Genomic DNA, 24,499 nt, shown 5'->3' with positions numbered 1-24,499 from the left:
ATAAGCCCATTAAGTGATCCGTCCATCCATGGAGTGGTATGTCTCTATCTGGGCCTTCCTGGACATTCCCGCGCGGATTAGCCGGCACCGGACTCCTGCTGCTGCGCTTCACCATCGGCGCAGCCGTAATCATTCAGGGCGGGAGATACTTTGACGCTTGCGGGATGCCGTTCGATGCAGTGTGCCTGCCAGCATTAGCTTCCCTGATGCTGGGGCTTGCGCTTTTGCTCGGCATCCTGACCCGCACAGCGGCCATTCTTGCGGCAGCAGGCGCAATCGGCATTCAATGCTGCGCGCCGCCCTCCATCCTTCTTGCCGCCACTTCACTTTCCCTGGCCTTCATCGGACCGGGAGCCTTTTCGATCGACGCCAGGCTGTTTGGCTTTCGCCGGGTTGTCATCGCCCGCCCGGCCGGACAGCGCAAGCCGGTGAAAATCCAGCGCAGGGATGGCGACGCCGGGAATCATTAAGCTTGTTCGTGCGCGGGATGGACAGGCAAGGCTGCCGCGCTCGATGGCGGCGCCGCCGTCTGCGCCGCGTTCATCACCATTGCCAGCATGGTGTAGTAGCCGCAGAGGCCCATCAGGTCCACCACGCCGTGCTGGCCGAAGCAGTGGGCGGCCGCGGCATAGGTGGCGTCGGAGACTTCTTTGTCGCGCTGAAGCTCGGTACAGAAGTCGAATACGGCCTGTTCTTCCACCGACAGCCCGGCCGGCTCGCGACGGGTGGCGATTGCGTCGATGACGTCCTGCGCAATGCCCGCCTGCGCGGCAATCGGGGCGTGGATCGCCCATTCCACCTGCTGGTTCCAGGCGCGCGCCGTCACGAGGATCGCCAGCTCCGACAGGCGCGTGCCGATGGCGCTGCGGTAGCGCAGGTATTCGCCCATGCGCTGCGTACACTCCATCAGCTCGGGGCTGCGCAGCAGGGGCACGAAGGGGCCGTACAGCGCGCCGCGCGGCCCGTCGATCACGGATTGCGCGGCCGCCCGCTGCTGGGGCGTCATCTGTTCGGGCGGGATGGGGCCGAGGCGGTCTGTCATGGTGGAGCGATATTCGCACAGGACTCGGCAAAAATCAAAAAGCCGGGCCCGCGCGCGGGCTACTGTCATGTGTCCACAACCCACAGGAGCGCATGCCATGACAAGCCTGATCCACCGCCAGCTGCATACCACGCCCCCCACCGTTGCCTGCGCCTTCGGCATGTACGTGCGCGACAGCGAAGGCAATACCTATCTGGACGCAAGCGGCGGCGCGGCCGTGTCCTCGCTTGGTCACGGCCACCCGGACGTGCTGGCTGCGATGCAGGCGCAGCTCAAGACCACCGCCTACGCGCACAGCGGCTTCTTTACCACCGAAGTGGCGGAGGAACTGGGCGCGCGGCTGGCGGGCGATGCGCCGGGCGACCTGGATCATGTCTACCTGGTCTCGGGCGGTTCCGAAGCGATGGAAACCGCGATGAAGCTGGCGCGCCAGTATTTTGTGGAACGCGGCGAGCCTTCGCGGCAGGTCTTCATTGCCCGCCGCCAGAGCTTCCATGGCAATACGCTGGGGGCGCTGGCCCTCGGCGGCAATGAGGCGCGGCGCCGCGTGTTCGAGCCGCTGCTGATGGACGTGGCGCGCGTGGCGCCCTGCTACGAATACCGCCACCGGCCGGCGGGACAGGACCTGCACGCCTATACCGGCAGCCTGGTGGCCGAGCTGGAAACGAAGATCAACGAGATCGGCGCGGAGAACATCATCGGCTTCTGCGCCGAGACGGTGGCCGGCGCCACGCTGGGCGCCGCACCGCCCACGCCGGGCTATTTCAAGGCGGTGCGCGCGCTGTGCGACCGCTACGGCATCCTGATGATCCAGGATGAGGTGATGTGCGGCATGGGCCGTACCGGCACGCTGTACGCCTTCGAACAGGACGATGTGGTGCCGGACATCGTGGCCCTCGGCAAAGGCCTGGGCGCAGGCTACCAGCCCATTGGCGCGGTGCTGGTGCGCAGCCACATCATCGACTGCCTCCGCGCCGGCAGCGGCGCCTTCCAGCATGGGCACACCTATATCGGCCACGCGGTGGCGGCTGCGGCGGCGCTGGCAGTGCAGAAGATTATCAAGCGTGACGGCCTGCTGGGGGCCGTTACCGTGCACGGCGCGACTTTCCGCCGCATGCTGCGCACGGCTTTCGGCTCGCATCCGCATGTGGGCGACATCCGCGGGCGCGGCATGATGCTGGGACTGGAACTGGTGCAGGACCGCGATTCGAAACGGCCTTTCGATCCCGATTTGCGGCTGCATGCCGCCATCAAGGAGCAGGCCATGCGCTGCGGCCTGATGGTGTATCCGATGGGCGGAACGGCTGATGGAAGGCGCGGCGACCATATCCTGCTGGCGCCGCCCTTCATTGCGACGGAGGCGGATCTGGGCGAAGTGGTGTCGCGCCTGCAGGACGCGCTGGCGCGCGCCCTGTCCAGCATCCGCCCGGCGTAGTCAGAATTCCTGGAAGCCGATTACGTCCTGCTGCTGTTCGCCAAGGCCGGCGATACCAAGGCGCATGAAGTCTCCCTTCTTGAGGAAGCGCTGCGGGTCGCGGCCCTGGCCCACGCCGGGCGGCGTGCCGGTGCAGATGATGTCGCCCGGTTCCAGCGTCATGAACTGCGACAGGTAGCTTACGATATACGGCACCTTGAAGATCATGGTGTCGGTGCAGCCGGTCTGCATGCGCTTGCCGTTCAGTTCGAGGTAGAGGTCGAGCTTATCGACGTTCCATACCTCGTCGCGCGTGACCAGCCAGGGGCCGACCGGACCGAAGGTATCGCAGCCCTTGCCCTTGTCCCATTGCCCGCCGCGCTCCAGCTGGAACTCGCGCTCGGACAGGTCGTTCACCACACAGTAGCCGGCAATGTACTTCTCCGCATCGGCCTCGCTCACGTAGCGCGCACGGGTGCCGATAATCACGCCCAGCTCCACTTCCCAATCCGTCTTCTTCGAGCCTTTCGGCAGCATGACAGGATCGTCCGGGCCGGACAGGCAGGTGATGGCCTTCATGAACACAATCGGCTCGGTGGGAATCGGCATGCCTGCTTCCTTCGCGTGGTCGGCGTAATTCAGGCCGATGCCGATGAATTTGCCCACCTTCGCCACCGGCACGCCGAAACGCGGATTGCCGCGCACCAGAGGCAGCGTGTCATGCGGAATCCTGGCCAGCTTGCGCAAGACCTTGTCGGACAGGTTCGCGCCATGGAAGTCGCTGATCACACCGGACAAGTCGCGCACCTTGCCTTCTTCATCGATCAGGCCCGGCTTCTCTTTTCCGGGACGGCCGTAACGCACCAATTTCATGTCATCTCCTACGCGCGCTCATCGCTGCTGCTATGTTCAAAGTGCAGATTCTACAGCGTTCCGCGCACAAGCCTCCTTTGCCGCAAAACGAAGCAGCACAGGCCGGGCAGCTGCGCGGCGATCAGCACGCCGAACGCAGCCTGGTAGGCGGCGGCCGGAAAGCGGTTCGCGGCATCCGGCTGCCACATGCTCAGCACCACGCCGAAGCCTGCCTGCACGGCGGAGGCGCCCAGGAAAATCAGCAGGTTGAGGAAGGTTGACGCGCGTCCCGTCAGTGTGCGCGGCATGGATTGCGCCACGATGGCGTACTCGATGCCGGTGATGGTGCCGACCAGCGTGAACATCACCGACAGCATCGGGAACGTGGGCGCCCAGCCGAACAGGAAGCCGCTTTGCACCACGATAAATACGGCAACGCCGACCGAGGCAAGCGTCAGCGGCGGCACGCCATGCCGGGCTGCCCATTCCGTGATCATGCCCACCGCGATGGCGCCGAAAATAACGGCCGCCATGCTGAGATAGAGCAGCCAGGCCACCGCCCGCTCGTCCAGTTTCGCCACATCATGCAGCCAGCGGCCTATCCACAGGCCCTGCACGCCAAAGAACACCATATGCGGCACCAGCACCAGCGCGGCCACCTCACGGAAGGCAGGATGCTGCGCGATCTCCACCAGCATGCGGCGGTGGAATGGCCTGGCCTGTGCGGGCGGTGGAGTTGGCGCCAGCAGCAGGATGGCCACGGCGGCCAGCACGCAGGCCGCGGCCAGCCAGATGAAGACCCAGCGCCAGTCCATATGGTGCAGCGCCAGCTGCACCGGCAAGGTGGAGGAAGCGGCGCCCAGGCCGCCCGCCGCGATCATATAGCCCTGCACCGAGGGCAGGCGCGCGGGCGAGATCCACGTCGATACCGCCTTCACCGCCGCCATGAAGCAGCCCGCCAGGCCAAGGCCCATGACGGTGCGCGCGGACACCATCTGCGCAAATGTGCCGCTGCCCGCGAACGCCAGGGTGCCGGTGGCGGCCACCAGCAGCATCACGCCCTGCACCCGGCGCGGACCGAAGCGGTCCAGCGCCAGCCCCACCGGCAGCTGGGCCGCCGCGAAGGCGAAGAAATAGGCGCTGGTCAGCAAGCCAAGCTGCGCCGGGGTCAATGCTGCGGCGGCCACCAATTGCGGCGCAAGCACCGCATTGATGGTGCGCAGCAGGCAAGACAGATAGTGGCCCAGCGCGAAGGGCAGGAAGACAAGGCACAGCACAGCCAGTGGCGGCAGTTCGCCGGGCACGCGCTGCCGCCCGGCCCACAGGATGCGCGTCCAGGCGCGCTGCATGGGAGCACCCTATGCAGCGTCGCTGTGCGTGGCAAAGCTGCGCGCGCGAGAGATCGGAATCACGCGCCCGATCCCTTCATCCGGCGTGGGCGCCGTTTCGAAGAAGAAGCGCTCCTTGCCGAAGGCGGGCTTGAGCTGGTCCAGCCAGTGCGCATCGGGGTCGTACTGCGCGTAGAAAGGTTTGCGCACCCAGTCGGGATTGCGCGCCTGCAGGAACTGCAGCGCGAACAGCTTTTCGCCGGCGATGCTCACCACGCCGTCGATCACCACCTTGCCGGGGAAGGCGCTCATGGAAGGCCCGCGTACCGTGCGCGCCAGGCCGGACACCATCTGGTAGGCCTGCTGGAAGATTTCGTGCGCGCGCGCCAGCGGCAGCTGGAAGTACTCGCGCGGCCCCGTGTCGCGCTCCACGAACATATAGTAGGGAATGGCCCCCAGCCGCACGCCGGTGCGCCATAGCTCGGCCCAGCTGTGCGGGTCTTCGTTGATGTGGCGGATCAGCGGCCCCTGCATGCGCAAGGTGGCGCCGGTGCCGACGATGCGTTTCACGGCATGCTGGGCAATCTCCTGGCGCAGCTCGACCGCGTGGTTGTAGTGCCCCATCAGGGCCAGGTTCTTCCCCGCCGCCACCACCTTCTCGAACAGCTTCAACAGATCGTCCGCATCGCGGTCGCTGACGAAGCGCTGCGGCCAGTAGGACACCGACTTGGTGCCGATGCGGATGTTCTGGATATGGGCCAGCTCGGGCGCCAGCAGCGGCTCGATAAAGCCTGCCAGCGAGCGCGTATTCATGATCAGCGGGTCGCCGCCGGTGATCAGCACGTCCGTCACTTCGGGATGCAGCTTGAGGTAGGCCACCAGCTCCGCCGTTTCGCTGGCATCGAACTTCAGGTCGTCCATGCCCACGAACTGCGGCCAGCGGAAGCAGAAGGTGCAATAGGCATGGCAGGTCTGGCCCGCGCTGGGGAAGAACAGCACGGTCTCCTTGTACTTGTGCTGCAGGCCGCGCAGCGGAATGCCGTTCATGCTCGGCACATTGTGCGTCATCTGCCCGGCGGGATGGGGATTCATGCGGCGCCGGATCTCGTTGGCGCAGGCCTGGATGGCCGGCTCGTTTTCAGACAGCACCAGGCCGCGCAGGCGCGTATATTCGTCGGGGCGCAGCATGTCGCGGTGCGGGAAGACCAGGCGGTAGATCGGGTCGTCCGGCACGCGGTTCCAGTCGATCAGGTGCTCCAGCACATACTCATTGGTGCGGAAGGGCAGCACGCGCGACACCACCTGCACCGCCTCCTGCAGGTCTTCGCTCAGCCATTGCCACTGGCGGGCCTGGCGGATGCTCTGTCGTGTATAAGGCTTGAACTTGGCTGGCGCGGCAATCATGGTCAGTCTCCTGTAGGTTGGGCTGCGGGAATTCCATGCTAGCCAGCGCCCGTCCGCGGCCGTTGCCCGAACTCAATATCCACCCGGAAATAAAACTCTTCTCTTGCGTCAACGCAATTTCCTGCAAGCAGCAGCGTCTTACATTAGCAGTGGGTTTTTCCCTCATTCAATAAAGGACGCGATCATGAAACGACTGATGACGGCAGCACTGGCAGGCCTGCTGATGGCAGGCGCATGGGCATCGACGGAACCGAGCGAGAAGGACGCGATTGCGATGGCGGAACGCGGCGCCAGTTTCATCAAGCAGCACGGCAAGGACGAGATGATGAAGCGCATCACGGCAAAGGATCCCGACTTCGTCCAGGGTTCGCTGTATGTGGACATGCGCGACATCAGCACCGGCATCGTGCTCGCCCATCCCTACAACCCTACCATCGTGGGCAAGGACCTGACGGACGTGCCGGATGCCAGCGGCAAGAAGTACCGCCGCGAGATCATCGAGCTGGCGGCGAAGAAGGGCAAGGGCTGGGTGGACTATATGTACAAGAACCCCCAGAGCGGCAAGATCGAGCCCAAGACCACCTACATCCTGCGCGTCGGCGATGTGGTGCTGGAAGCCGGCATCTACAAGAAATAGCCCTGGAGCCCGCCATGCTGAAACAACTGCGAATTGGTCCCAAACTGCTGCTGGCGCCTGCCGTGGTGCTGGTCCTGCTGCTGTCCATCGCGGCCAGCGGCTGGTATGGCATGGTGCGGCAGAACATGTCGATGGAGAACCTGGTGCAGGTGCGTGCGGCGCGCCTGAAGGCCGCGGCCGATATGGCGGGCCAGGCGCGCTTTGCACACGCCAATATCTACCAGCTGCTGGCCTGGGTGAACGGCAGCTTCGCCCAGAACCGGCTCGATGCGCTGACCCAGCAGATCCGCACGCGGCACCACCAGTTGGCGCAGGAACTGGCGGCGCTGTCCAGGGTGGCCGAGCCGCAGGAAGAAGAACTGCTGGCCGCGTCGTCGAAGGCGCTGGCGGCCTACCGCAAGGGCGTGCAGGAAACCATCGAGCTGGCGCAGGTCGACCAGTCCATCGCCACCAATGCCATGGGCAAGGCGGAGCGCCAGTTCCTCACGCTGAATGAACAGCTGTCGCAGCTCACGGCGCTGGAGCAGCGCCTGAGCACGGAGGCGCATGCGGCGGCCAAGGCGGAATTCCGCACGCTGGGCGGCATGATGGCGGGCCTGTGCCTGCTGTCGATTGCGCTGTCCCTGCTGGTCTCCATGCGGGTGCGGGCGGCGCTGCTGCGCGATATCGCATCGATTGCCGACGTGGTACGCAGCCTGGCGGCGGGACGCCTCACGCGCGGCGCGGCCAATGAAGGCAAGGACGAAATCGCGGAAACGGCGCGCGTGCTCGATTCCAGCATCGCGCAGCTGAACCGCACGCTGGCGACGATACGTGGCGCCGTGCAATCCATCGACACGGCATCGCACGAAATCGCCTGCGGCAATCACGACCTCTCAACGCGCACTGAAAGACAGGCCGGTTCGCTGGAGGAAACCGCCAGCGCCATCGACAGCCTGACGGCGGCCGTGCGGCAGAATGCCGAGCATGCGCACGAAGCCTGCCGCCTCGCCGCAACGGCCAGCAGCATGGCGCAGAAAGGCGGCGATGCCGTCGCGGACGCGGTGCGCACCATGGACTCGATCCGCGCCAGCTCGCGCAAGATCGTGGAGATTATCGGAGTAATCGACAGCATCTCCTTCCAGACCAATATCCTGGCGCTGAATGCAGCGGTGGAAGCGGCCCGCGCCGGCGAGCAGGGACGCGGCTTTGCGGTGGTGGCGTCAGAAGTACGCACGCTGGCGCAGCGCTCGGCGGCGGCGGCCAGGGAGATCAAGCAGCTGATTGCCGAATCGGTCGCCACCATCGACAGCGGCGCGGCCTCGGTCGGGCTGGCGGGGCACAGCATGGGCGACATCGTGGCCTCGGTGGAGCAGGTCAACGCCATCATCGACCGTATCAGCACCGCCAGCGCCGAGCAGGCGCAGGGGATTGCGGAAGTAAACCAGGCGGTGGGGCAGATCGACGACGTCACGCAGCAGAATGCGGCGCTGGTGGAACAGGCAGCGGCGGCGGCCGAAAGCCTGCAGGAGCAGACCATCAACCTGAGCCGCGCCGTGGCCCTGTTCGAACTGGACGAACAGCCGGCAGCGGCGGCACCGCCGCCCGCCCTGGTCCCGCCACGCAAGCCCGCAGCCGAGCGCCGCGCCCCCAACAGCCCCATGCGCCGCGCCCACGCCGCGTAATAAATTGGGGACAGACGGGGGCGCCGAGCCCCGGATTATACGGTTCATATAATCCGGGGCTCGGCGCCCCCGTCTGTCCCCAATTTCTACTTGAAAGGTTTGCTGAGGTGGGGGGAGCCGGCGAGGCCGAAGCGCCAGGGGACGTCCATCGCTTTCGAGATGCCGATGCGGGGGCCTTGCACGATCGTGACCCGGCCCCTGCGCGGCTGCAGTTCGAACGGCGGCAGCCACAGCGGCATGCCGTTGTTGGCGCGCGTAACGCCCATGGCCTGGCACAAACGGCCCGGACCGGAACACAGCAGGCGCTCCTGCTCGACGCCGCGCCGCTCGCGCATGAGGTCCAGCCCCAGCACCGGCTCGATGGCGCGGATCAGCACCCCGGCCCCATGGCCGTCTTCCCGGCACACGAAATTCAGGCACCAGTGGATGCCGTAGGAACGGTAGACGTAGGCATGGGCCGGCGGCCCGAACATGGCCTGGTTGCGCTCGGTCGGTCCCGAGAAACTGTGGGAGGCCGGATCTTCCCGGTCGTAGGCCTCGGTTTCCACGATGCGCCCGCCCACGCCGTCCACCAGCACCGTCACCCCGATCAGGCGGCGGGCCACCTCGTGGGATGGCTGGCTGAAGTCAATTCCGGCAAGTATTGTCATGCCGTCCATTCTAGCCTGTCCCGGAAAACGTCCCCAACACTGACAAAACGCTATCAAACCGGCCAAATAGCGACAAAAAGTGAAGAAAAACCGGCTACGAAATGCAATTGCTTTGCCGAAACAGGTGATAATACTGACTGCGCATTCAGCAAATTGCCCTTTATAAAGATGACTTCAGCAGCAGCCCATGCCCCGGTAATGGATACCTCCGTCGAAGACGCCCTGCTGCGTTCCATTCGCATTCCGCCGCGTCCCAGCCTGCTGGTCGACCTGCAGCAGGAGCTGGCCGAGGCCGATCCTTCGCCGCGCCGCATTGCCCGCATCATCGGCAATGACGTCGGCATGTCCGGCGCCCTGCTCAAGCTGGCCAATTCGCCCTTCTTCGGCGCGGCGCGCAAGGCCAAGTCGGTGGAACAGGCCATCAATTTCCTCGGCATCAACCATTGCGCGGCCCTGCTCACCGGCCTGCTGGCGCGGCAGGCCATCGACGGCAAGGACGGCTCGCTGAACCAGTTCTGGGAGACCTCGGCGCGCCGCGCCCAGGCCCTGGTGTTCATCTCGCGCAAGCTGCGCATTGCGCCGCCGGACATCGCCCACACCTTCGGCCTGTTCTGCGATATCGGCGTGCCGCTGCTGATGGACCGCTTCCCCGACTACCGCGATACCTTCGACCGTGCCATGAAATCGGCGGAACGCAAGTTCACCGACATCGAAGACGCCCGCCACAACACCAACCATGCGGCAATCGGTTGCCTGCTGGCCCGCAACTGGGGCTTGTCGCCGGACGTGTCCTGGGCCATCCTGCACCATCACGATTACGAAGTGCTGGGCGATGAAAACACCGACGATGCCATCCGCTCGCTGGTGGCGGCATCGGTGCTGGCCGAACGGGGCATTCAGCGCTACCATGGCAACCGCGATTCGCTGGAGTGGGAAAAAGGCGGCGCCGTCGCCTGCCAGCATCTCGGCGTGGAAGAAGACGAAGCCGACGACCTGCTCGAAGAATTGCACGAAACTTTCCACACCGAACACTGAGCCCGCCAGCCGGGCAAGCCACACATGCCCAAGAATAAGCGTCCCGTCCCCCGCAAGTCCGCCACCCCGCCGGAAGAGAAAGAAGAAGCCCTGAGCCAGGCCCTGTGCAGCCTGGCGCTGGAGCTGGCCGAACAGGAGGACAGCGAGGAACCGGGCAGCTCCCTGCAGGACAAGGAGCCGGAGTTCCAGCGCCAGATCCGCCGCTACCTGAACCAGAACAAGGACGACATCCTGTACGGCGCCATCGAGCAGGCGCGCTATGAGGACGTGGGCGCCTACCTGCTGCTGCGCAGCGCCATCGCGGAAGCGGCCTGCACCCAGCAGTTGCGCCGGGACAATGCACCGCTGATGGAAATCGATGCCTTCGCCGTGCCGGTGTTCGTGCACAGCCAGGGCGGCCTGGTGCAGGCGGAAACCTTCCAGGACGAAGCCGCCTACGAAGCCCTGCTGGCCAGCTTCCGCGATTGCGGCCTGGAGAGCCCCGATGCCAGGCTGGTGCTGGTGCAGCACGCCTATGACGCGGCCGAAGCCGAGCGCATCAGCTATGGCCAGATGAATGCCATGGTGCGCGAGGCCGCCGCCTCGCTGACCGAAAAGAAAATGAGCGAAGCGCCCGCGCTGCAGCGCAGCATCGCGGGCTGGACGGCGTCGTCCTTCGCGGCCGATGATGAAGCCGTGGAGCTGCGCTTCCTGCTCGGCTTCTCGCTGAAACGGGCCGACGACAGGTTCTACCAGGTGCCGCAAAACGATGCCGATGCCGACGCCTGGTTCGCGGCCCGCATGGAGCGCTACCGCGAGTGGACCATCAAGGCCGCCCCGCTGCTGCAGCGCTGCCTGGCCAAAGCGGGCCGCACGCTGGAACTGAATTTCCTCTACCAGGACCATTTCTTCAGCGCCCGCCAGCAGGGGCTTGCCGAGCGCGGCATGCTGGCGACGATGGCCGAACTGGGTGCGGCGGCGCGCGCCCACGGCGGTCCCGTCAGCGCCTCCATTACGCCCGCCGATACCGGCGGCGAAATGGTGCTGCGCGTGCAGCTGTTCGGCGGCACCACGCTGCTGGCCGCCAGCGACCAGCCCTTCGACCTGGGCGACGACCTGCAGCTGGCAGTGGACGACCTGCGCGACGCGCTCGGCACCCTGGGCATTACCAGTATCGAGGTGAAGGAGCCGGCCCCAACATAAGTTTTGCTTTGACAAGCAAATTTCTCAAGAGGATACTGACTTCATAAAACGGAGGCACATCATGAGACATTTGCGTTCGCTTCTTTTCCTCTTGTTCCCGCTGCTGCTGTCAGCCTGCGCCACCAGGCTGCCGCCGCCACCGCCCCAGCTGTTTGCGGACCACCTGTTCCAGCCGCCTACCGACCAGATTTCCCCGCAGGAGATCTTCGCCGTCTCCCCGCAGATGGCGAAGTACGTCGAGGAGGTAAGCCACGGCAAGCGCAGCAAGGAAATCCGCAAGGCCCTGTTCGACGCCCTGTACCGCCGCGACCAGCTGCAGCTCGAATACGACTCCTCGCAGACGCGCACGGCAGCCCAGGCCTTCGATGCCCGGCGCGGCAACTGCCTGTCGCTGGTCATCATGACGGCGGCGCTGGCTGAAGAACTGAATATCCCCGTTGTGCTGCAGTCCGTCAGCACGGAGGAGAGCTGGACGCGAAGCGGCAACCTGTACTTCAACAGCGGGCACGTCAACCTGAAACTGGGCACCCCCAGGAGCAATTTCCTGCTGTGGGAGGACATACCTTATGCGCTGATCGACTTCATGCCGCCGGTGGACGGTGCGCGTGCCCGGTCCGAGCCAATCGACCGCAGCACCGTCATCGCAATGTTCATGAATAACCGTGCGGCCGAAGCGCTGGTGCGCGGCCAGATCGACAATGCCTACTGGTGGGCGCGCAATGCCATCGCGCAGGCTCCTGCCCTGCTGCATGCCTATAACACCCTGGCGATCGTCTATCAGCGCCATGGCGACCTGCCGCAGGCCGAAACCGCGCTGCGCTACGCGCTGCAGGCTGACCCCGGGAACACCATGGTCATGTCGAACCTGGCGCAGGTACTGAATGCGAACGGGCAATACGCCGAAGCTGCCGTGCTGCGCACGCGCCTTGCCGAGCTGCAGCCGCAGCCGCCGTTCTACTTCTTCAACCAGGGGCAGCTGGCCATGCAGGAAGGCGACTACGCGCGTGCCCGCAAGTTGTTCGAACGCGAACTGGCACGCGACAACACCTACCACGAGTTCCATTTCTGGCTGGCTGCCGCCGCCTTCCAGCTCGGCGACCTCAAGACGGCGAACGCGGAGATGAAGCTGGCCCTCAGCAGCAGCACCACGCCGGGCGACCACGACCTGTATGCCGCCAAGCTGGACCGATTGCGCGCCTACCAGACAAAATTGCGCCAGTGACATTTTTTTCCTTCAAACTGGATTACACTGGCGGGCCCATGTATTCACTGTTTGAAGGAAATCATGCCCCGCCAGCTCACTGCCTTAGCCCTGTCCCTTTCCCTGGCCTTCGGCGCTGCCCATGCGGCAGCGCTGGAGAATGCCGCCGATGAAGCGCCGGCCGCCGCCAAGCGTTCCCTGCGCGAGACCTATACCAAGTACGAGTTCCGCATTCCCATGCGCGACGGCGTGCGCCTGTTCACCACCGTCTATGTGCCGAAGGACAGCTCGAAAAGCTATCCTTTCCTGATCCAGCGCACGCCTTACAGCGCGGGCGTGCAGGCGGACGGCGAGCTGCATTACGGTGTGGACTATGTGCCGAACGCCATCGGCCCGTCGAAGGAGTTCGAGGACGCCGGCTATATCTTCGTGAAGCAGGATGTGCGCGGGCGCTATATGTCCGAAGGCAAGTGGCAGGAGATGACGCCGCATGCCAACGCCTCGCTCGCCAAAGGCGAAGGCAATGAGAGCCGCGACATGTACGACACCATGGAGTGGCTGCTGAAGAATGTGCCGAACAATAACGGCAAGGCCGGCATCTACGGCATCAGCTATCCGGGCTTCTATACCTCGGCCAGCATCATCGACTCCCACCCGTCGATCAAGGCCGCTTCGCCGCAGGCGCCGATCGCGGACCTGTTCAAGGGCGACGATTCCTATCACGGCGGCGCCTTCATGCTGGCGGCGAACTTCGATTTCTATTCGGCCTTTACCGAGGCGCCGAACCCCACGCCGCTGCCCAAGACCTGGTCGCGCTTCGACTACGATATGGCGGACGGCTACGACTTCTTCCTCGGCAAACTGACGCTATCGAATATCCTCGGCACGCTGACGGACAAGCAGCGCGCGCTGCTGCAGCCAACCATCGAACACGATACCTACGACGAGTTCTGGAAAGCCCGCAATATCGCCCCGCACCTGAAGAACGTGAAGGCAGCCGTGCTGACCGTGGGCGGCTGGTTCGATGCGGAAGATCCGCAAGGCCCGTTCAGCACCTACCACGCCATCGAGCGCCAGAACCCGGGCATCGTCAACAGCCTGGTGATGGGGCCATGGGTGCACGGCGGCTGGGCGCGCGCCGAAGGCAAGAGCCTGGGCCGTGTGCAGTTCGACAGCAAGACCAGCGAATACTTCCGCTCGCAGATCCAGTTCCCCTTCTTCGAGCAGCACCTGAAGGGCGTGAAGCCGGCGAAGCCGATTGCTGAAGTCACGGCCTTCGAAACCGGCAGCAATGTGTGGCGCCAGTACACGGCATGGCCGCCGGCGCCGGCCAAGGCCCGCACCCTGTACTTCGGCGCGGACGGAAAACTGAGCTGGCAGCAGCCGGCCGCCGGCGGCGCCGCCTTCGACGAGTATGTGGCCGATCCGCGCAAGCCGGTGCCGTATATCGGCTATCCGGCCACCGGCGTGCCGCAGGAGTACATGGTGTCCGACCAGCGCTTTGCCGCCAGCCGTCCGGACGTGCTGGTGTACCAGAGCGATGTGCTGGAAGAGGATGTGACGATTGCAGGCCCGGTCACGCCCAAGCTCTTCGTCTCCACCACCGGCACCGATGCCGACTGGGTGGTGAAGCTGATCGACGTCTATCCGCAGGAATACCCGCAAGGCGAGGAGCGCAAGCCGGCGAAGGATGTGCAGGCGCCGCAGCCGACCATGGCAGGCTACCAGATGCTGGTGCGCGGCAATCCGCTGCGCGGCAAGTTCCGCAACAGCTTCGAGAAGCCGGAGCCTTTCACGCCGGGCAAGGTGGAAGCCATCAGCTACCACCTGGGCGATGTGAACCACACCTTCCGCCGCGGCCACCGCATCATGGTGCAGGTGCAGAGCTCCTGGTTCCCGCTGGTGGACCTGAATCCGCAGACCTTCGTCAGCATTCCCAAGGCGAAGCCTGAAGACTTCAAAAAGGCCACGCAGCGCGTGTATCACGCACCGGACATGGCCTCCGGCCTGCAACTTCTGGTACTGCCCCAGCAGTAATCTGCGAAAAAGCAACAAGGCGCGCCCATCGGGCGCTGCCTTGCTGCATTTGCCGTTAGACTGGGCAACATGAACAACTCGAAAAAAATGGCGATCGTGGCGGGCGTGGCAGGCTTCCTGTGGGCCAGCGTGGTTTCCGCCATGGCCGCCGGGCAGCGCAAGCTGCTGTTCAACCCTACCCTGATCCGTGAAGTGCAGAGCCCCCGCAGCAGCGGCCACCGCACGCGCGCCATCGTGCTGCGCGCGCATGACGGCACGCGCCTGGCGGGCTGGCTGATGACGCCCAAGGAACCCGGCCCGCATCCGGCCGTGCTGTATTTCGGCGGGCGATCGGAGGAAGTATCGTGGGTGGTGCGCGATGCGGGCACACTGTTCCCCGGCATGACGGTGCTGGCCATGAACTACCGCGGCTATGGCGACTCGCGCGGCATTCCCGGCGAAGAGCATATGGTGGAAGATGGCTGCATGCTGTACGACTGGCTGGCCAGCCGCCGCAATGTGGACGCGCAGCGCATCGCCGTGGTGGGCCGCAGCCTGGGTTCAGGCGTGGCGGTGCAGGTGGCGAAGGAGCGTCCGGCCAGCGCGATGGTGCTGATCACGCCTTATGATTCGATTCTCGCGATTGCGCAGCGCCGCTTCCGCGGCGTGCCGGTGAGCTTCGTGCTGAAGCACCGCTTCGAATCGGTGAAGTACGCCTCGCTGCTGAAGGCGCCGACCTATATCCTGCGCGCGGCCCGCGACGATATCGTGCCCCATTCGCACACCGACCAGCTGGTATCCCAGCTGACCAGCGTACGCCTGGACGAAACCATTCCGGATTCCGACCATATGGATATTCCCTATCTGCCGGAAACCCAGCAGCGCATCGCGCGCTTCCTGACGGCGCAATTCGCGCCGGCAGCGCTGGAGGAAATGGCCCCCAGCGCTGCCTGAACCGCAGTCCGCGCCGCCTGTGCCCGGTGACGGACCAGGCTTTCGGGGACAGCCCCGCACGCTTCGCGTGTGGGATCTGCCCCCTCTGCCAACTATGCCTTGAACTGCTCGCGGATCGGCAGCTCGCGGATGCGCTTGCCGGTGGCCGCGAAGATGGCATTGCACAGGGCCGGCGCAATCGGCGGCGTCCCCGGTTCACCCACCCCGCCCAGCGGCACATCCAGCCCATGCTCGACGATGTGCACGTTGATGGCGCGCGGCGCCTGGTTCGCGCGCAGCACCTCGTACTCGTGGAAGTTGCCCTGCTGCGCAGCACCGTCCTTGAAGGTGATCTCGCCGCTCATGGCCAGGCTCAGGCCCATCACGGCCGCGCCTTCCATCTGGGAGCGCACACGGTCCGGATGGATGGCCGGGCCGCAGTCCACGGCCATATCCACCTTCGTCACACTGAGCTCGCCGCTGTCGCTGATCTTTACTTCCACCACGGCCGCCACATAGGTAACAAAGCTGTAGGCTACCGCCAGGCCCAGGCCCTGCCCTTTCGGCAGCTGGCGTCCCCAGCCCGCCTTCTCCGTGGCCAGCTCCACTACCTTGCGCAGGCGGCCGGTATCCAGCGGGTAGCGTTCCGGCGACTCGCCATAGTTCCAGCCGTCGGACATTGCCTTCGGGTCGACCTTGCGCGCAGGCCCGATCAGTTCCAGCAGATAGTCGCGATGGTCGCGTCCCGCCGCCGCAGCCATTTCGGCCACGAAGGACTGCACCGCAAAGGCGTGCGGAATATTCGACACGGAACGGAACCAGCCCACCCGCGTATGCGCTTCTACCTCTGGCGATTCAACGCGGAAGTTCGGAATCGCAAACGGAATATTCGTGGCCGACATGCCCAGTTCGAAGTCCGCCCCGCCCTTCGCGCCTTCCGCGAACAGCGCGATGATGGTCGGCGCGGCGGTGCGGTGCAGCCACGCTGTCGGCTTGCCGTTGGCATCCAGCGCGGCTTCCATGCGCTCCACCGACACGGTATGGAAGTAGTCGTGATGCAGGTCGTCCTCGCGGGTCCAGGTCACTTTCACCGGCTTGCCGTTCATCGCCCTGGACAGCAGCGCCGCCTCGGCAGCGAAGTCCGGCTTGGACTTGCGGCCGAAGCCGCCGCCCAGCAGCGTGACGTTGACGGTGACATCCTCCTGCTTCACACCCAGATGTGCTGCCACGGTTTCCACGGTGGCCTGCGGCGCCTGCACGGGAGCCCACACTTCAACCTTGCCCTTCTCGATGCGCGCGGCAGCCGCCGGCGCTTCCATGGTGGCGTGGGCGATGTGCGGCAGATAGTACTCGGCCTCGATGCGGCGCTGCGATTCACCCAGTACCTTCATCGCATCGCCGTCATTGCGCACCACCTTGCCTGGCTTGCGCGCCGCTTCCTGCAAGGTCTTCTTGTAGGCCGCCGACTCGTAGCTGGCGTGCTTGCCGTTGTCCCACTCGATCTTCAGCGCCTCGCGGCCCTTGATGGCGGCCCAGGTATTGCGCGCGATAACGGCCACGCCGCCCAGCGGGTTGAACATGGCGGGCGCGGGGCTGGCCTTGATCTCCACCACCTTGACCACGCCCGGCACCTTCATCGCAGCGCTGGCATCGAAGCTCTTCACCTTGCCGCCCATGACGGGAGGGCGCGCCACCACGGCATAAGTCATGCCGGGCAGGCGCGTGTCGATGCCGTACTGGGTATTGCCGGTGACGATCTTCTTCGCATCGATACCGCGCACGCCTTCCTTGCGGATGTAGCGGAACTCGGCAGGCGTCTTGTAGCGCAGCTCTTTTTCCAGCGGCACCTGCAGCTTCGACGCCGCTACCGCCACCGCGCCGTAGCCCAGCTTGCGGCCGCTCTTCGCGTGCACGATTTCGTGGTTCGCCGCGCGCACTTCATCCACCGGCACATTCCACTGCTGCGCCGCCGCCAGTTCCAGCATGCGGCGCGCGCAGGCGCCCACATGGCGCATGGGCTGGAAGGAATGGCGCATGCTGCGCGAGCCGTCGGTATTCTGGTTGCCCACGCGCTTTTCGGCAGCAGGCGCCTGCACCACGCGCACCTTGCTCCAGTCGGCGTCCAGCTCATCGGCCACCACCATCGGCAGGCTGGTGCGGATGCCCTGGCCCATTTCGGAACGGTGGCAGACGATGCTGACGATGCCGTCCGCGCCGATCGACACGAAGACCAGCGGGTCATCCACCAGGCCGCCCGGCATGCCGTCGCCGCCGAACTTCTTCGCCTCTTCGGCGCGCACCAGGCCATTGGCGCCCACGGTCAGGGCCAGGCCGGTCAGCGCGGCCGCGCTTTTCAGCCAGCTGCGGCGGCTGATGGTATTCAGTTCGCTCATCGCGTTCATTTGCCGCCCCCGATCTTTTCCGAAGCCTGCTTTACGGCCGCACGGATGCGGGTATAGGTGCCGCAGCGGCAGATATTGCCGGACATGGCGCCGTCGATCTCTTCGTCGGTGGGATTCGGTTTGCTCTTGAGGAAAGCGGTGGCCGTCATGATCTGGCCGGCCTGGCAGTAGCCGCATTGCGGCACGCCCAGCGCCATCCAGGCTTCCTGCACCACCTTGCCGACCTTGTCTTTTTCCATGGCTTCGATGGTGGTGATGCGCTTGCCGGCCACGCTGGAGATCGGCGTGATGCAGGCGCGGATCGCTTCGCCGTCCAGGTGCACAGTGCAGGCGCCGCACAGCGCCATGCCGCAGCCGAATTTGGTGCCGGTCATGCCCAGTTCATCGCGCAGGGCCCAGAGCAGCGGAGTATCGCCCGGAAGATCGATGCGGGTCTGTTTGCCATTGAGTGTGAGTGTGGTCGCCATGTTTTCTCCCTGTTATGAACGGTCGAGCATCTTTGAGTATTGCAAGCCGCGCACGCGGAATAAATGAAAATGTTACGATTTGACAATTCCAAAAAACGGAACACTGACCCATGCTGAACCGACTTGAAATGCTGCGCCTCGTCTGCGCAGCGGCCGATGCCAGCAGCTTCAAGGAAGCCGCGGCCCGGCTCGGCACCTCGCCGCAGGCCATCACGCGCGCCGTCAAGGACCTGGAGGACGAACTGGGCGAGCTGCTGTTCCACCGGAATACGCGCGGCGTGCAGATCACCGAATTCGGCACGCGCTTCACCGCCCAGGCGCGCGAGATGGTGGGGCGGGTGGACCGGCTGTTCGAGCCCGCGCATGCGGCCGACGGTGCGGAACTGACAGGCACGGTGCGCATTACGGCGCCGCGCAGCGTGGCGCGCTCCTACCTCACCCGGCCCTTGCTGGAACTGGCGCGCGCGCATCCGGGCATCAAGCTCGAACTCAATCTCACGGAAGTGCTGGCCGATGTGGTGGACGAGAAGATCGATATCGGCGTGCGCGTGGGCCAGATGCGCGATAGCCGCCTGGTGGTGCGGCCGGCAGGAAAGGTGACGCTGGGCGTGGTGGGCACGCCTGAGCTGGTGGCGCGCATGCGGCCTTCCACGCTGCGCGACCTGTACCAGATGCCCGTGACGGCATTGAACGACCCGAACACCGGGCGCGCCTGGCCCTGGTACTTTGCGGGCAACCAGCAGTTCGTGCCCTCGGCCCCCGCTTTCGTCGCCGACGATCCCGAGACCGAGCGCGATGCGGTGCTCGCAGGCCTGGGTTTCGGCCAGCTGGGCCACTTCCTTTACGCCGGCTATCTCGCCAGCGGGCAGCTGGTCACGGTGCTGGACGAGTATGCACCGGCGCCATGGGATATTTACGTCTACCGTCCGCAGCGCGGCCCGGTGTCCGCGCGCGTGCGGCTGGTGTTCGACCATCTGGTCGCCACCATCCATGCATCCGGCGCTTTCGGGGACACAGCCGCGCGCTAGGCCGGCAGGCTCGCATTGACGTCGCCGTAAGCTGCGGCATGGGCGATCAGCGGCTCGGAGCGGCCATCTTCGAGGAAGCCGCGCGCCAGTGCCGCCGTGTGCGTCCACAGCGTTTGCGGCAGCCAGGAGCCTGCGCTCAGGCGGCGCACGCCGAGCTTTGCCAGCTCCTGCACCGGCGGCAGTCCCGGCCACGCCACCACATTCAGCAGCAGCGGCGTGCCCGCCGCGATAGCGCCGATCTCCGCAGCATCGGCCGCCCCCAGTGCAAACAGCCCGTCCGCACCGGCGCGTTCATAAACGGCGGCGCGGCGCAGCACCTCCTGCACACACTCGCCCGGCGGCGCCAGCTTGCGTGCATACACATCGGTGCGCACATTGATGTACAGCGGCACGCCATGGCGCTCCGCCGCCCCGCGCGCCGCTTCGATCTTGCGGCACAGCAGGAGCGGATCGCCGCTGCCGTCCTGCAGGTTGACGCCCACCGCACCCGCCTCGATGAAGCGCGCCACGTGCTCGCCCACGGTGGCTGCGTCATCCGCATAGCCGCCTTCGATATCCACACTGAGCGGCACTTCGATCACGCGACGGATGCGGCGCACGGCCGCCAGGTGCTCTTCCACCGGCAGCACATCGCCATCGCGGTAGCCCAGCGACCAGGCCACGCCGGCGCTGGTGGTGGCGATGGCTTGCGCGCCGGCGCCCGCGATCAGGCGCGCGCTGCCGGCGTCCCAGGCATTCGGCAGGATAAGGGGAAGGGCTTGCTGATGCAGGACGTGAAAGGTGCTGGCCATGGACTCTCCGGACAAAAAAATCCATTCTAATCACCACCAATTGCGATGATAATAGCCATAATAAGCACACATTCTTTTGCGTGAGGAAGCAATGGAAGCACCGCCGCTGCACCTGGTCCGCGCCTTTGTCGCCGTCGCCGAGCGCCGCAGTTTTGCGCGCGCGGCAGAAGACCTTGGCATGACGGCATCCTCCATCAGCCGCCTGGTCAAGACGCTGGAGCAGCATCTTGGCGTCACGCTCATCAACCGCACCACGCGCGCCATGTCGCTGACCGATACGGGCCAGCGCTACTTCGCCGAATGCGGCGCCGCGCTGGACCAGTTGCGCGGCGCATGGGAAAGGCTGCGCGACGCACAGGAACTCCCGCGCGGCATCCTCAAGCTCAGCATCCCGCTCGCCTTCGGCCGCACGCATGTGGTGCCGCATCTGTCGGCCTTCATGCACGAGCATCCGGGCGTGCAGCTCGACCTCGTGATGAGCGACCGTTATGTGGACATCGTGGGTGAAGGCGTCACGCTGGCGATCCGCATCGGCCAGATGGATGACTCCAGCCTGGTCGCCCGCAAGCTGCTGCGCAACCGCCGCATCCTGGTCGCCGCGCCGGCTTATTTGCAGCGCCACGGCGCGCCGTCCACGGTCGACGAGCTGCACGCGCACCGCTGCCTGGTCTCCACCGCCAGCCACGACGGCGAAAGCTGGCGCCTGTTCGGCCCCAGCGGCGAGCGCAGCTTCCGCTCCCGGCGCCACCTGCGCGCCGACAACGGCGACGCCGTGCACCGCTTCTGCGTAGACGGCCACGGCATCGCCTTCCACTCCGCCGTCACCATGGCCGAATCGATCCGCAGCGGCGAGCTGGTGCAGCTGATGCCGGACTGGACCGGCCGCGAAACCGGCGTCTACGCCGTCCGCCCCGCCCATCCCCTCGGCCCCGCCGCCCGCGCCTTCCTCGACTTCCTCACCGCCCGCTGGGCCGCCTCACCTGCGCTGGCTCAGTATCTGGCTTAAGTAATCAAGTAAATTAGACTAGCGCAGGATATGATCGGAAGAGCATTAGAATATGTGAACTGCGCCACCATTCAAACTGGAGGCTCGAATGTCCTCAATCAGCCGCTCCCATGCCGATGCTACCGTCGAGATGTTTCGGAAGGATCCGAAACTTGCGGTCGACTATCTGAACGATGTTCTCGCTTCTGGCGATGAAACAGATGTCACCCATGCATTACGCTCCCTCAGCGATGCATTCGGTGACGGCGAAGTCCTCAGCGCGGACTCGCTGTACCGCGTCATTCAGCTGCACCAGCAACAGAAGATCCGGCAGCTGCGCGGCAAGCTCTCCTGGGTTGGCAATCTGGATACCATGAGAGCGGACGAGTGATTCTCGCCGACTCAAGTGTCTGGATCGACTATTTCAGGGGCAGCGTCACGCCACAAACCGATGCGCTGGACGCCGCGCTCGCGCGTGAACCAGTCGTCATTGGCGACCTGATTCTCTGACTTCTCTTATGGTGGTAGATCTGGTCGGACGCGATATCGCAATCAAGGGAGCAAGGAACTTTCGGGCCCTGAGGTCGCGCGGGGTTACGGTACGTAAAACAATCGATACGCTGATTGCCACCTACTGCATCGAGCACAAACTCTCCCTGCTGTACAGCGACAAGGATTTCGATCCTTTCCTTACCTACCTGGGACTACATCCGGCTATTTAGTGTCATCTGTCCATCTGCTATATTGCGCGTACAAAATAACTACGGGACTTCCGATGACACGCCTTCCGCTCTTCCTGGCCGCCAGCGCCCTGCTGGCCGGCTGCGCCACTACACCTGCTCCAACTACCCTCACCACCTTCACCAACAACTCCGGCAATCCGCGCGCGCCGGAGCAAATGGCGGTGAGCTTCGAGAAAGTCGATCTGGCACTGCGCGTTGACCCTGCCACGCAAAGCATTGCGGGCGACGCGGCGCTGACCTTCCGCACCACCGCGCCGCTGGCGCGCATCGCAGTGGAACTGGACCGCAACCTGCCGGTCAGCTTCGCCAGCGTGGACGGCGTAACGCTCGCGCCAACCGCCATCAGCAACGAAGACGGCCGCCTTTACCTGACGCTGCCGTCGCCGCTGGCGGCCGGCGTCGACACCACCGTGCGCATCCGCTACAGCGGCGTGCCGCACGTGGCCAAGCGCGCACCATGGGACGGCGCCTTCATGTGGAGCAAAACGGAAGATGGACAGCCCTGGATCTCCACCACCGTGGAGGGCGAAGGCTGCGACCTGTTCTGGCCTTGCATCGACCACCCGCAAGGCAAGCCAAAGCTGATGGACACGCACATCACCGTGCCGTCGCCGCTGGTGGCTGCAGGCAACGGCATTGCCATGGGCATGGATGAAAAGGACGGCTGGCGCACCTACCACTGGCGTGCGAAGAACCCGAGCACCTACGGCATCGCCCTCAATATCGGCCCTTATGAAATGCTGTCCGGCGAATACGACAGCGCCTTCGGCAACAAGATCCCGATGCGCATGTGGTACCTGAAAGGCCACGACAAGCAGGCCGCAGGCCTGTTCTCGGAATTCACGCCCATGCTGACCTTCTTCGAAGACCGCATTGGCCCATATCCCTTCGGCGACGAGAAAATGGGCGTGGTCGAGACCCCGCACCTGGGCATGGAACACCAGACCATCAATGCCTATGGCAACGGCTACACCAAGGCGCCGAGCGGCTACGACTGGCTGCTGCACCATGAGCTGTCGCACGAATGGTTCGGTAACCAGATGACGAATGCGGACTGGGACGATATGTGGCTACACGAAGGTTTCGGCAGCTATATGCAGCCGCTTTACCTTGAATGGCTGCGCGGCGACCTGGCCTATCATGGCGCGCTGTTCGACCAGCGCAAGCGCATCATGAACAAAGTGCCAGTGGTGAGCGGCAAGTCCAAGGTCATCGAAGACGTCTACAACGACGACCGCGGCGGCCCGGCCAACGATATCTATGTCAAAGGCTCGCTGATCCTGCACACCCTGCGCAACCTGATCGGCGACGACGCCTTCTTCCGCGCCACGCGCCGCCTGGTGTACGGCACCGAAACGCCGAAGCCCGGCAACTTCCAGCCGCGCTACGCTACAACCAAGGAATTCATCGCCATCGTCAACGAGATCACCGGCCGCGACCTGAACTGGTTCTTCGACGCATATCTCTATCACGCCGCCCTGCCGGAGCTGGTGGCTACGCGCGCCGGCGACAAGCTGCAGCTGAGCTGGAAGCTGAAGGACGGCGGCGCTTTCCCGATGCCACTGGAGGTGCGCGTCGGCAACCGCATCGAGCGCCTGTCCATGGCGGACGGCAAAGGTGAAATCACCGTGCCGGCGAAGGTGCTCTACACGATTGATCCTCACTCGCGCGTGCTGCGCCACGAACCGCAGTTCGAAGAATGGCAGCTCGACGAGAAGGAACGCGCGAAGAAGAAAAAATCCAAGGCTTCGTAATAGTGTGGCCGGTAACGCAAAATCATATCAACTGATGATATAGTTCAAATGAAGCGCGATCCGGCCATCGATGCATTATTGGATCTGGACGGCTCAATTCTCGACCAGGGAGGCGGTTACTGGATCAAGATTGAAGCGCGGCGAGTTGGCGTTTCAACAGTGGTGCCACATGGCATTCACTACTCGCTGACGCTTCATGAGCCCTACGGCAAGCGTATCCTTGGCTACGACAATGCCCATGCGGTCAAACCGCCGAAGAAGTTCAAGCATGCGGGACGGATTTTGGCATATGACCACAAACACCGGCATGCTTCGGATCACGGCATACCATATGAATTCACAGACGCGCAGCAGCTGCTCAACGATTTCTTCGCTGACGTGGACCGCGTGCTGCAGGAGGTCAGGAAGCCATGAAAGCTATCGTGATTGGCATCATGCCGCAGGAAAAAATCCGCGAACGCGTACTGGCGATCGCGCGTGGGTATTACAAGCCAAAATCAACTGAACCAAAGATCTGGTTCACGTCGATGAAGTCACTCGCCGAGGTGCTAAGCGACGACAATCGCGCCCTGCTGCGCGTCATCACCGAGACCAAACCCGAATCAATCTCTGAGCTGGCCGAGACCACCGGCCGCAAACCCAGTAATCTCTCCCGGACATTGAAGACAATGTCTAACTACGGCATTGTGGAATTGAGGCGCGAACGCAATCAAGTACGCCCGGTTGCCAAAGCGACAGAATTTCGAATTCTCGCGGCTTGAGTTAGTGTGAGGATACATTGCCAGCACGCACGCCCGACAACTTAAGCGATACAGCGCAGAGCAAATTTCCGGAGGTATAAACCGTTGGAATCGGCAGCGCGCAGTTCAGCGCAGCGCTAGCGTAGGCGCTGCGAAGTAGGTGGCGCGAGTCACCCGATGGTGGAGCCGAGATTGCCTTCGTTTGATGTAAGAGTTAACTTGAAGCCCCAT

The 24,499-nt window shown here is 64.5% G+C and carries 24 protein-coding genes; 16 read left to right on the top strand and 8 right to left on the bottom strand.

The features are described from left to right. Positions 1–38: 38 nt before the first annotated feature. The gene (locus tag ACJRPG_RS00315; RefSeq protein WP_407998040.1) at positions 39–470 is read left to right on the top strand and encodes a DoxX family protein; all 432 of its coding nucleotides are present in this window, start codon (positions 39–41) and stop codon (positions 468–470) included. Here ACJRPG_RS00315 and ACJRPG_RS00310 read toward each other — a convergent pair. Next, positions 467–1,042, bottom strand: coding sequence for a carboxymuconolactone decarboxylase family protein (locus ACJRPG_RS00310; RefSeq protein ID WP_407998039.1), 576 nt, complete (start codon positions 1,040–1,042; stop codon positions 467–469). The two genes, ACJRPG_RS00315 and ACJRPG_RS00310, sit on opposite strands and share 4 nt — an antisense overlap. Positions 1,043–1,139: 97 nt before the next feature. Here ACJRPG_RS00310 and ACJRPG_RS00305 point away from each other — a divergent pair, with 97 nt between their 5' ends. Then, positions 1,140–2,477 (top strand): aspartate aminotransferase family protein, encoded by a 1,338-nt coding sequence (locus ACJRPG_RS00305; protein WP_407998038.1) that lies wholly within the window; start codon positions 1,140–1,142, stop codon positions 2,475–2,477. Here the strand turns inward: ACJRPG_RS00305 and ACJRPG_RS00300 are convergent, their stop codons facing one another. Genes ACJRPG_RS00300 through ACJRPG_RS00290 form a run of 3 tightly spaced genes read right to left on the bottom strand, consistent with a single transcriptional unit; the run spans position 2,478 to position 6,040 of the window. Further along, positions 2,478–3,329, bottom strand: a complete 852-nt coding sequence (locus ACJRPG_RS00300) for a fumarylacetoacetate hydrolase family protein (protein ID WP_407998037.1) — start codon at positions 3,327–3,329, stop codon at positions 2,478–2,480. Between the two features lie 50 nt (positions 3,330–3,379). Then, complete coding sequence (locus tag ACJRPG_RS00295) at positions 3,380–4,657, bottom strand: MFS transporter (protein ID WP_407998036.1); 1,278 nt, start codon at positions 4,655–4,657, stop codon at positions 3,380–3,382. A gap of 9 nt (positions 4,658–4,666) precedes the next feature. Further along, a complete protein-coding gene (locus ACJRPG_RS00290; RefSeq protein ID WP_407998035.1) occupies positions 4,667–6,040 on the bottom strand; it encodes a KamA family radical SAM protein in 1,374 nt (457 codons plus the stop codon). A gap of 184 nt (positions 6,041–6,224) precedes the next feature. On the opposite strand from ACJRPG_RS00290, the gene ACJRPG_RS00285 reads away from it, so the two are divergent. Both ACJRPG_RS00285 and ACJRPG_RS00280 read left to right on the top strand, forming a co-directional pair. After that, positions 6,225–6,677 (top strand): cache domain-containing protein, encoded by a 453-nt coding sequence (locus ACJRPG_RS00285; RefSeq protein WP_407998034.1) that lies wholly within the window; start codon positions 6,225–6,227, stop codon positions 6,675–6,677. A gap of 14 nt (positions 6,678–6,691) precedes the next feature. Then, positions 6,692–8,341 carry a methyl-accepting chemotaxis protein gene (locus tag ACJRPG_RS00280; protein WP_407998033.1) on the top strand — a complete coding sequence of 550 codons (1,650 nt, stop codon included), beginning with the start codon at positions 6,692–6,694 and terminating at the stop codon, positions 8,339–8,341. 86 nt (positions 8,342–8,427) lie between these two features. Here the strand turns inward: ACJRPG_RS00280 and ACJRPG_RS00275 are convergent, their stop codons facing one another. Further along, positions 8,428–8,991 (bottom strand): DNA-3-methyladenine glycosylase, encoded by a 564-nt coding sequence (locus tag ACJRPG_RS00275; protein ID WP_407998032.1) that lies wholly within the window; start codon positions 8,989–8,991, stop codon positions 8,428–8,430. 168 nt (positions 8,992–9,159) lie between these two features. On the opposite strand from ACJRPG_RS00275, the gene ACJRPG_RS00270 reads away from it, so the two are divergent. The 5 genes from ACJRPG_RS00270 (at position 9,160) to ACJRPG_RS00250 (ending at position 15,379) form a co-directional block, all read left to right on the top strand. Beyond that, on the top strand, positions 9,160–10,026 hold the full coding sequence (locus ACJRPG_RS00270; RefSeq protein ID WP_407998031.1) for an HDOD domain-containing protein: 867 nt from the start codon (positions 9,160–9,162) through the stop codon (positions 10,024–10,026). 24 nt (positions 10,027–10,050) lie between these two features. Next, on the top strand, positions 10,051–11,208 hold the full coding sequence (locus ACJRPG_RS00265) for a hypothetical protein (RefSeq protein ID WP_407998030.1): 1,158 nt from the start codon (positions 10,051–10,053) through the stop codon (positions 11,206–11,208). A 61-nt stretch (positions 11,209–11,269) separates the two neighbouring features. Next, positions 11,270–12,430, top strand: a complete 1,161-nt coding sequence (locus ACJRPG_RS00260) for a tetratricopeptide repeat protein (protein WP_407998029.1) — start codon at positions 11,270–11,272, stop codon at positions 12,428–12,430. 63 nt (positions 12,431–12,493) lie between these two features. After that, positions 12,494–14,446: a CocE/NonD family hydrolase gene (locus tag ACJRPG_RS00255; protein WP_407998028.1), complete on the top strand. Its 1,953-nt coding sequence runs from the start codon at positions 12,494–12,496 to the stop codon at positions 14,444–14,446. 69 nt (positions 14,447–14,515) lie between these two features. After that, positions 14,516–15,379 carry an alpha/beta hydrolase gene (locus tag ACJRPG_RS00250; protein WP_407998027.1) on the top strand — a complete coding sequence of 288 codons (864 nt, stop codon included), beginning with the start codon at positions 14,516–14,518 and terminating at the stop codon, positions 15,377–15,379. Positions 15,380–15,471: 92 nt separating this feature from the next. Here the strand turns inward: ACJRPG_RS00250 and ACJRPG_RS00245 are convergent, their stop codons facing one another. Both ACJRPG_RS00245 and ACJRPG_RS00240 read right to left on the bottom strand, forming a co-directional pair. After that, positions 15,472–17,760, bottom strand: coding sequence for a xanthine dehydrogenase family protein molybdopterin-binding subunit (locus ACJRPG_RS00245; RefSeq protein WP_407998026.1), 2,289 nt, complete (start codon positions 17,758–17,760; stop codon positions 15,472–15,474). Next, complete coding sequence (locus tag ACJRPG_RS00240; protein ID WP_407998025.1) at positions 17,757–18,227, bottom strand: (2Fe-2S)-binding protein; 471 nt, start codon at positions 18,225–18,227, stop codon at positions 17,757–17,759. The genes ACJRPG_RS00245 and ACJRPG_RS00240 overlap by 4 nt, the downstream gene beginning before the upstream one ends. Before the next feature lie 110 nt (positions 18,228–18,337). Between ACJRPG_RS00240 and ACJRPG_RS00235 the strand changes: the two genes are divergently transcribed. Further along, complete coding sequence (locus ACJRPG_RS00235; RefSeq protein ID WP_407998024.1) at positions 18,338–19,255, top strand: LysR family transcriptional regulator; 918 nt, start codon at positions 18,338–18,340, stop codon at positions 19,253–19,255. Here the strand turns inward: ACJRPG_RS00235 and ACJRPG_RS00230 are convergent. After that, the gene (locus tag ACJRPG_RS00230) at positions 19,252–20,046 is read right to left on the bottom strand and encodes an isocitrate lyase/PEP mutase family protein (RefSeq protein WP_407998023.1); all 795 of its coding nucleotides are present in this window, start codon (positions 20,044–20,046) and stop codon (positions 19,252–19,254) included. The genes ACJRPG_RS00235 and ACJRPG_RS00230 overlap by 4 nt on opposite strands. Before the next feature lie 91 nt (positions 20,047–20,137). Between ACJRPG_RS00230 and ACJRPG_RS00225 the strand changes: the two genes are divergently transcribed. The 6 genes from ACJRPG_RS00225 to ACJRPG_RS00200 all read left to right on the top strand — a co-directional run bounded on the left by ACJRPG_RS00225 (position 20,138) and on the right by ACJRPG_RS00200 (position 24,289). Continuing rightward, positions 20,138–21,052 (top strand): LysR family transcriptional regulator, encoded by a 915-nt coding sequence (locus ACJRPG_RS00225; protein WP_407998022.1) that lies wholly within the window; start codon positions 20,138–20,140, stop codon positions 21,050–21,052. An 88-nt stretch (positions 21,053–21,140) separates the two neighbouring features. Then, a complete protein-coding gene (locus tag ACJRPG_RS00220) occupies positions 21,141–21,422 on the top strand; it encodes a hypothetical protein (protein ID WP_407998021.1) in 282 nt (93 codons plus the stop codon). Further along, on the top strand, positions 21,419–21,541 hold the full coding sequence (locus tag ACJRPG_RS00215) for a PIN domain-containing protein (RefSeq protein WP_407998020.1): 123 nt from the start codon (positions 21,419–21,421) through the stop codon (positions 21,539–21,541). Before ACJRPG_RS00220 ends, ACJRPG_RS00215 begins: the two co-directional genes overlap by 4 nt. A gap of 265 nt (positions 21,542–21,806) precedes the next feature. After that, positions 21,807–23,528 carry a M1 family metallopeptidase gene (locus ACJRPG_RS00210; protein ID WP_407998019.1) on the top strand — a complete coding sequence of 574 codons (1,722 nt, stop codon included), beginning with the start codon at positions 21,807–21,809 and terminating at the stop codon, positions 23,526–23,528. A 48-nt stretch (positions 23,529–23,576) separates the two neighbouring features. Then, on the top strand, positions 23,577–23,942 hold the full coding sequence (locus ACJRPG_RS00205) for a toxin-antitoxin system TumE family protein (RefSeq protein ID WP_407998018.1): 366 nt from the start codon (positions 23,577–23,579) through the stop codon (positions 23,940–23,942). Continuing rightward, positions 23,939–24,289 carry an HVO_A0114 family putative DNA-binding protein gene (locus ACJRPG_RS00200; RefSeq protein WP_407998017.1) on the top strand — a complete coding sequence of 117 codons (351 nt, stop codon included), beginning with the start codon at positions 23,939–23,941 and terminating at the stop codon, positions 24,287–24,289. Before ACJRPG_RS00205 ends, ACJRPG_RS00200 begins: the two co-directional genes overlap by 4 nt. Positions 24,290–24,499: the final 210 nt, after the last annotated feature.

It is taken from the genome of Pseudoduganella rhizocola (assembly GCF_045984285.3).
In the GTDB taxonomy this organism is placed as follows: Bacteria; Pseudomonadota; Gammaproteobacteria; order Burkholderiales; family Burkholderiaceae_D; genus Rugamonas.
Note: the sequence above shows the minus strand (reverse complement) of the source record. Positions and strands in the feature narration are given on the sequence as shown.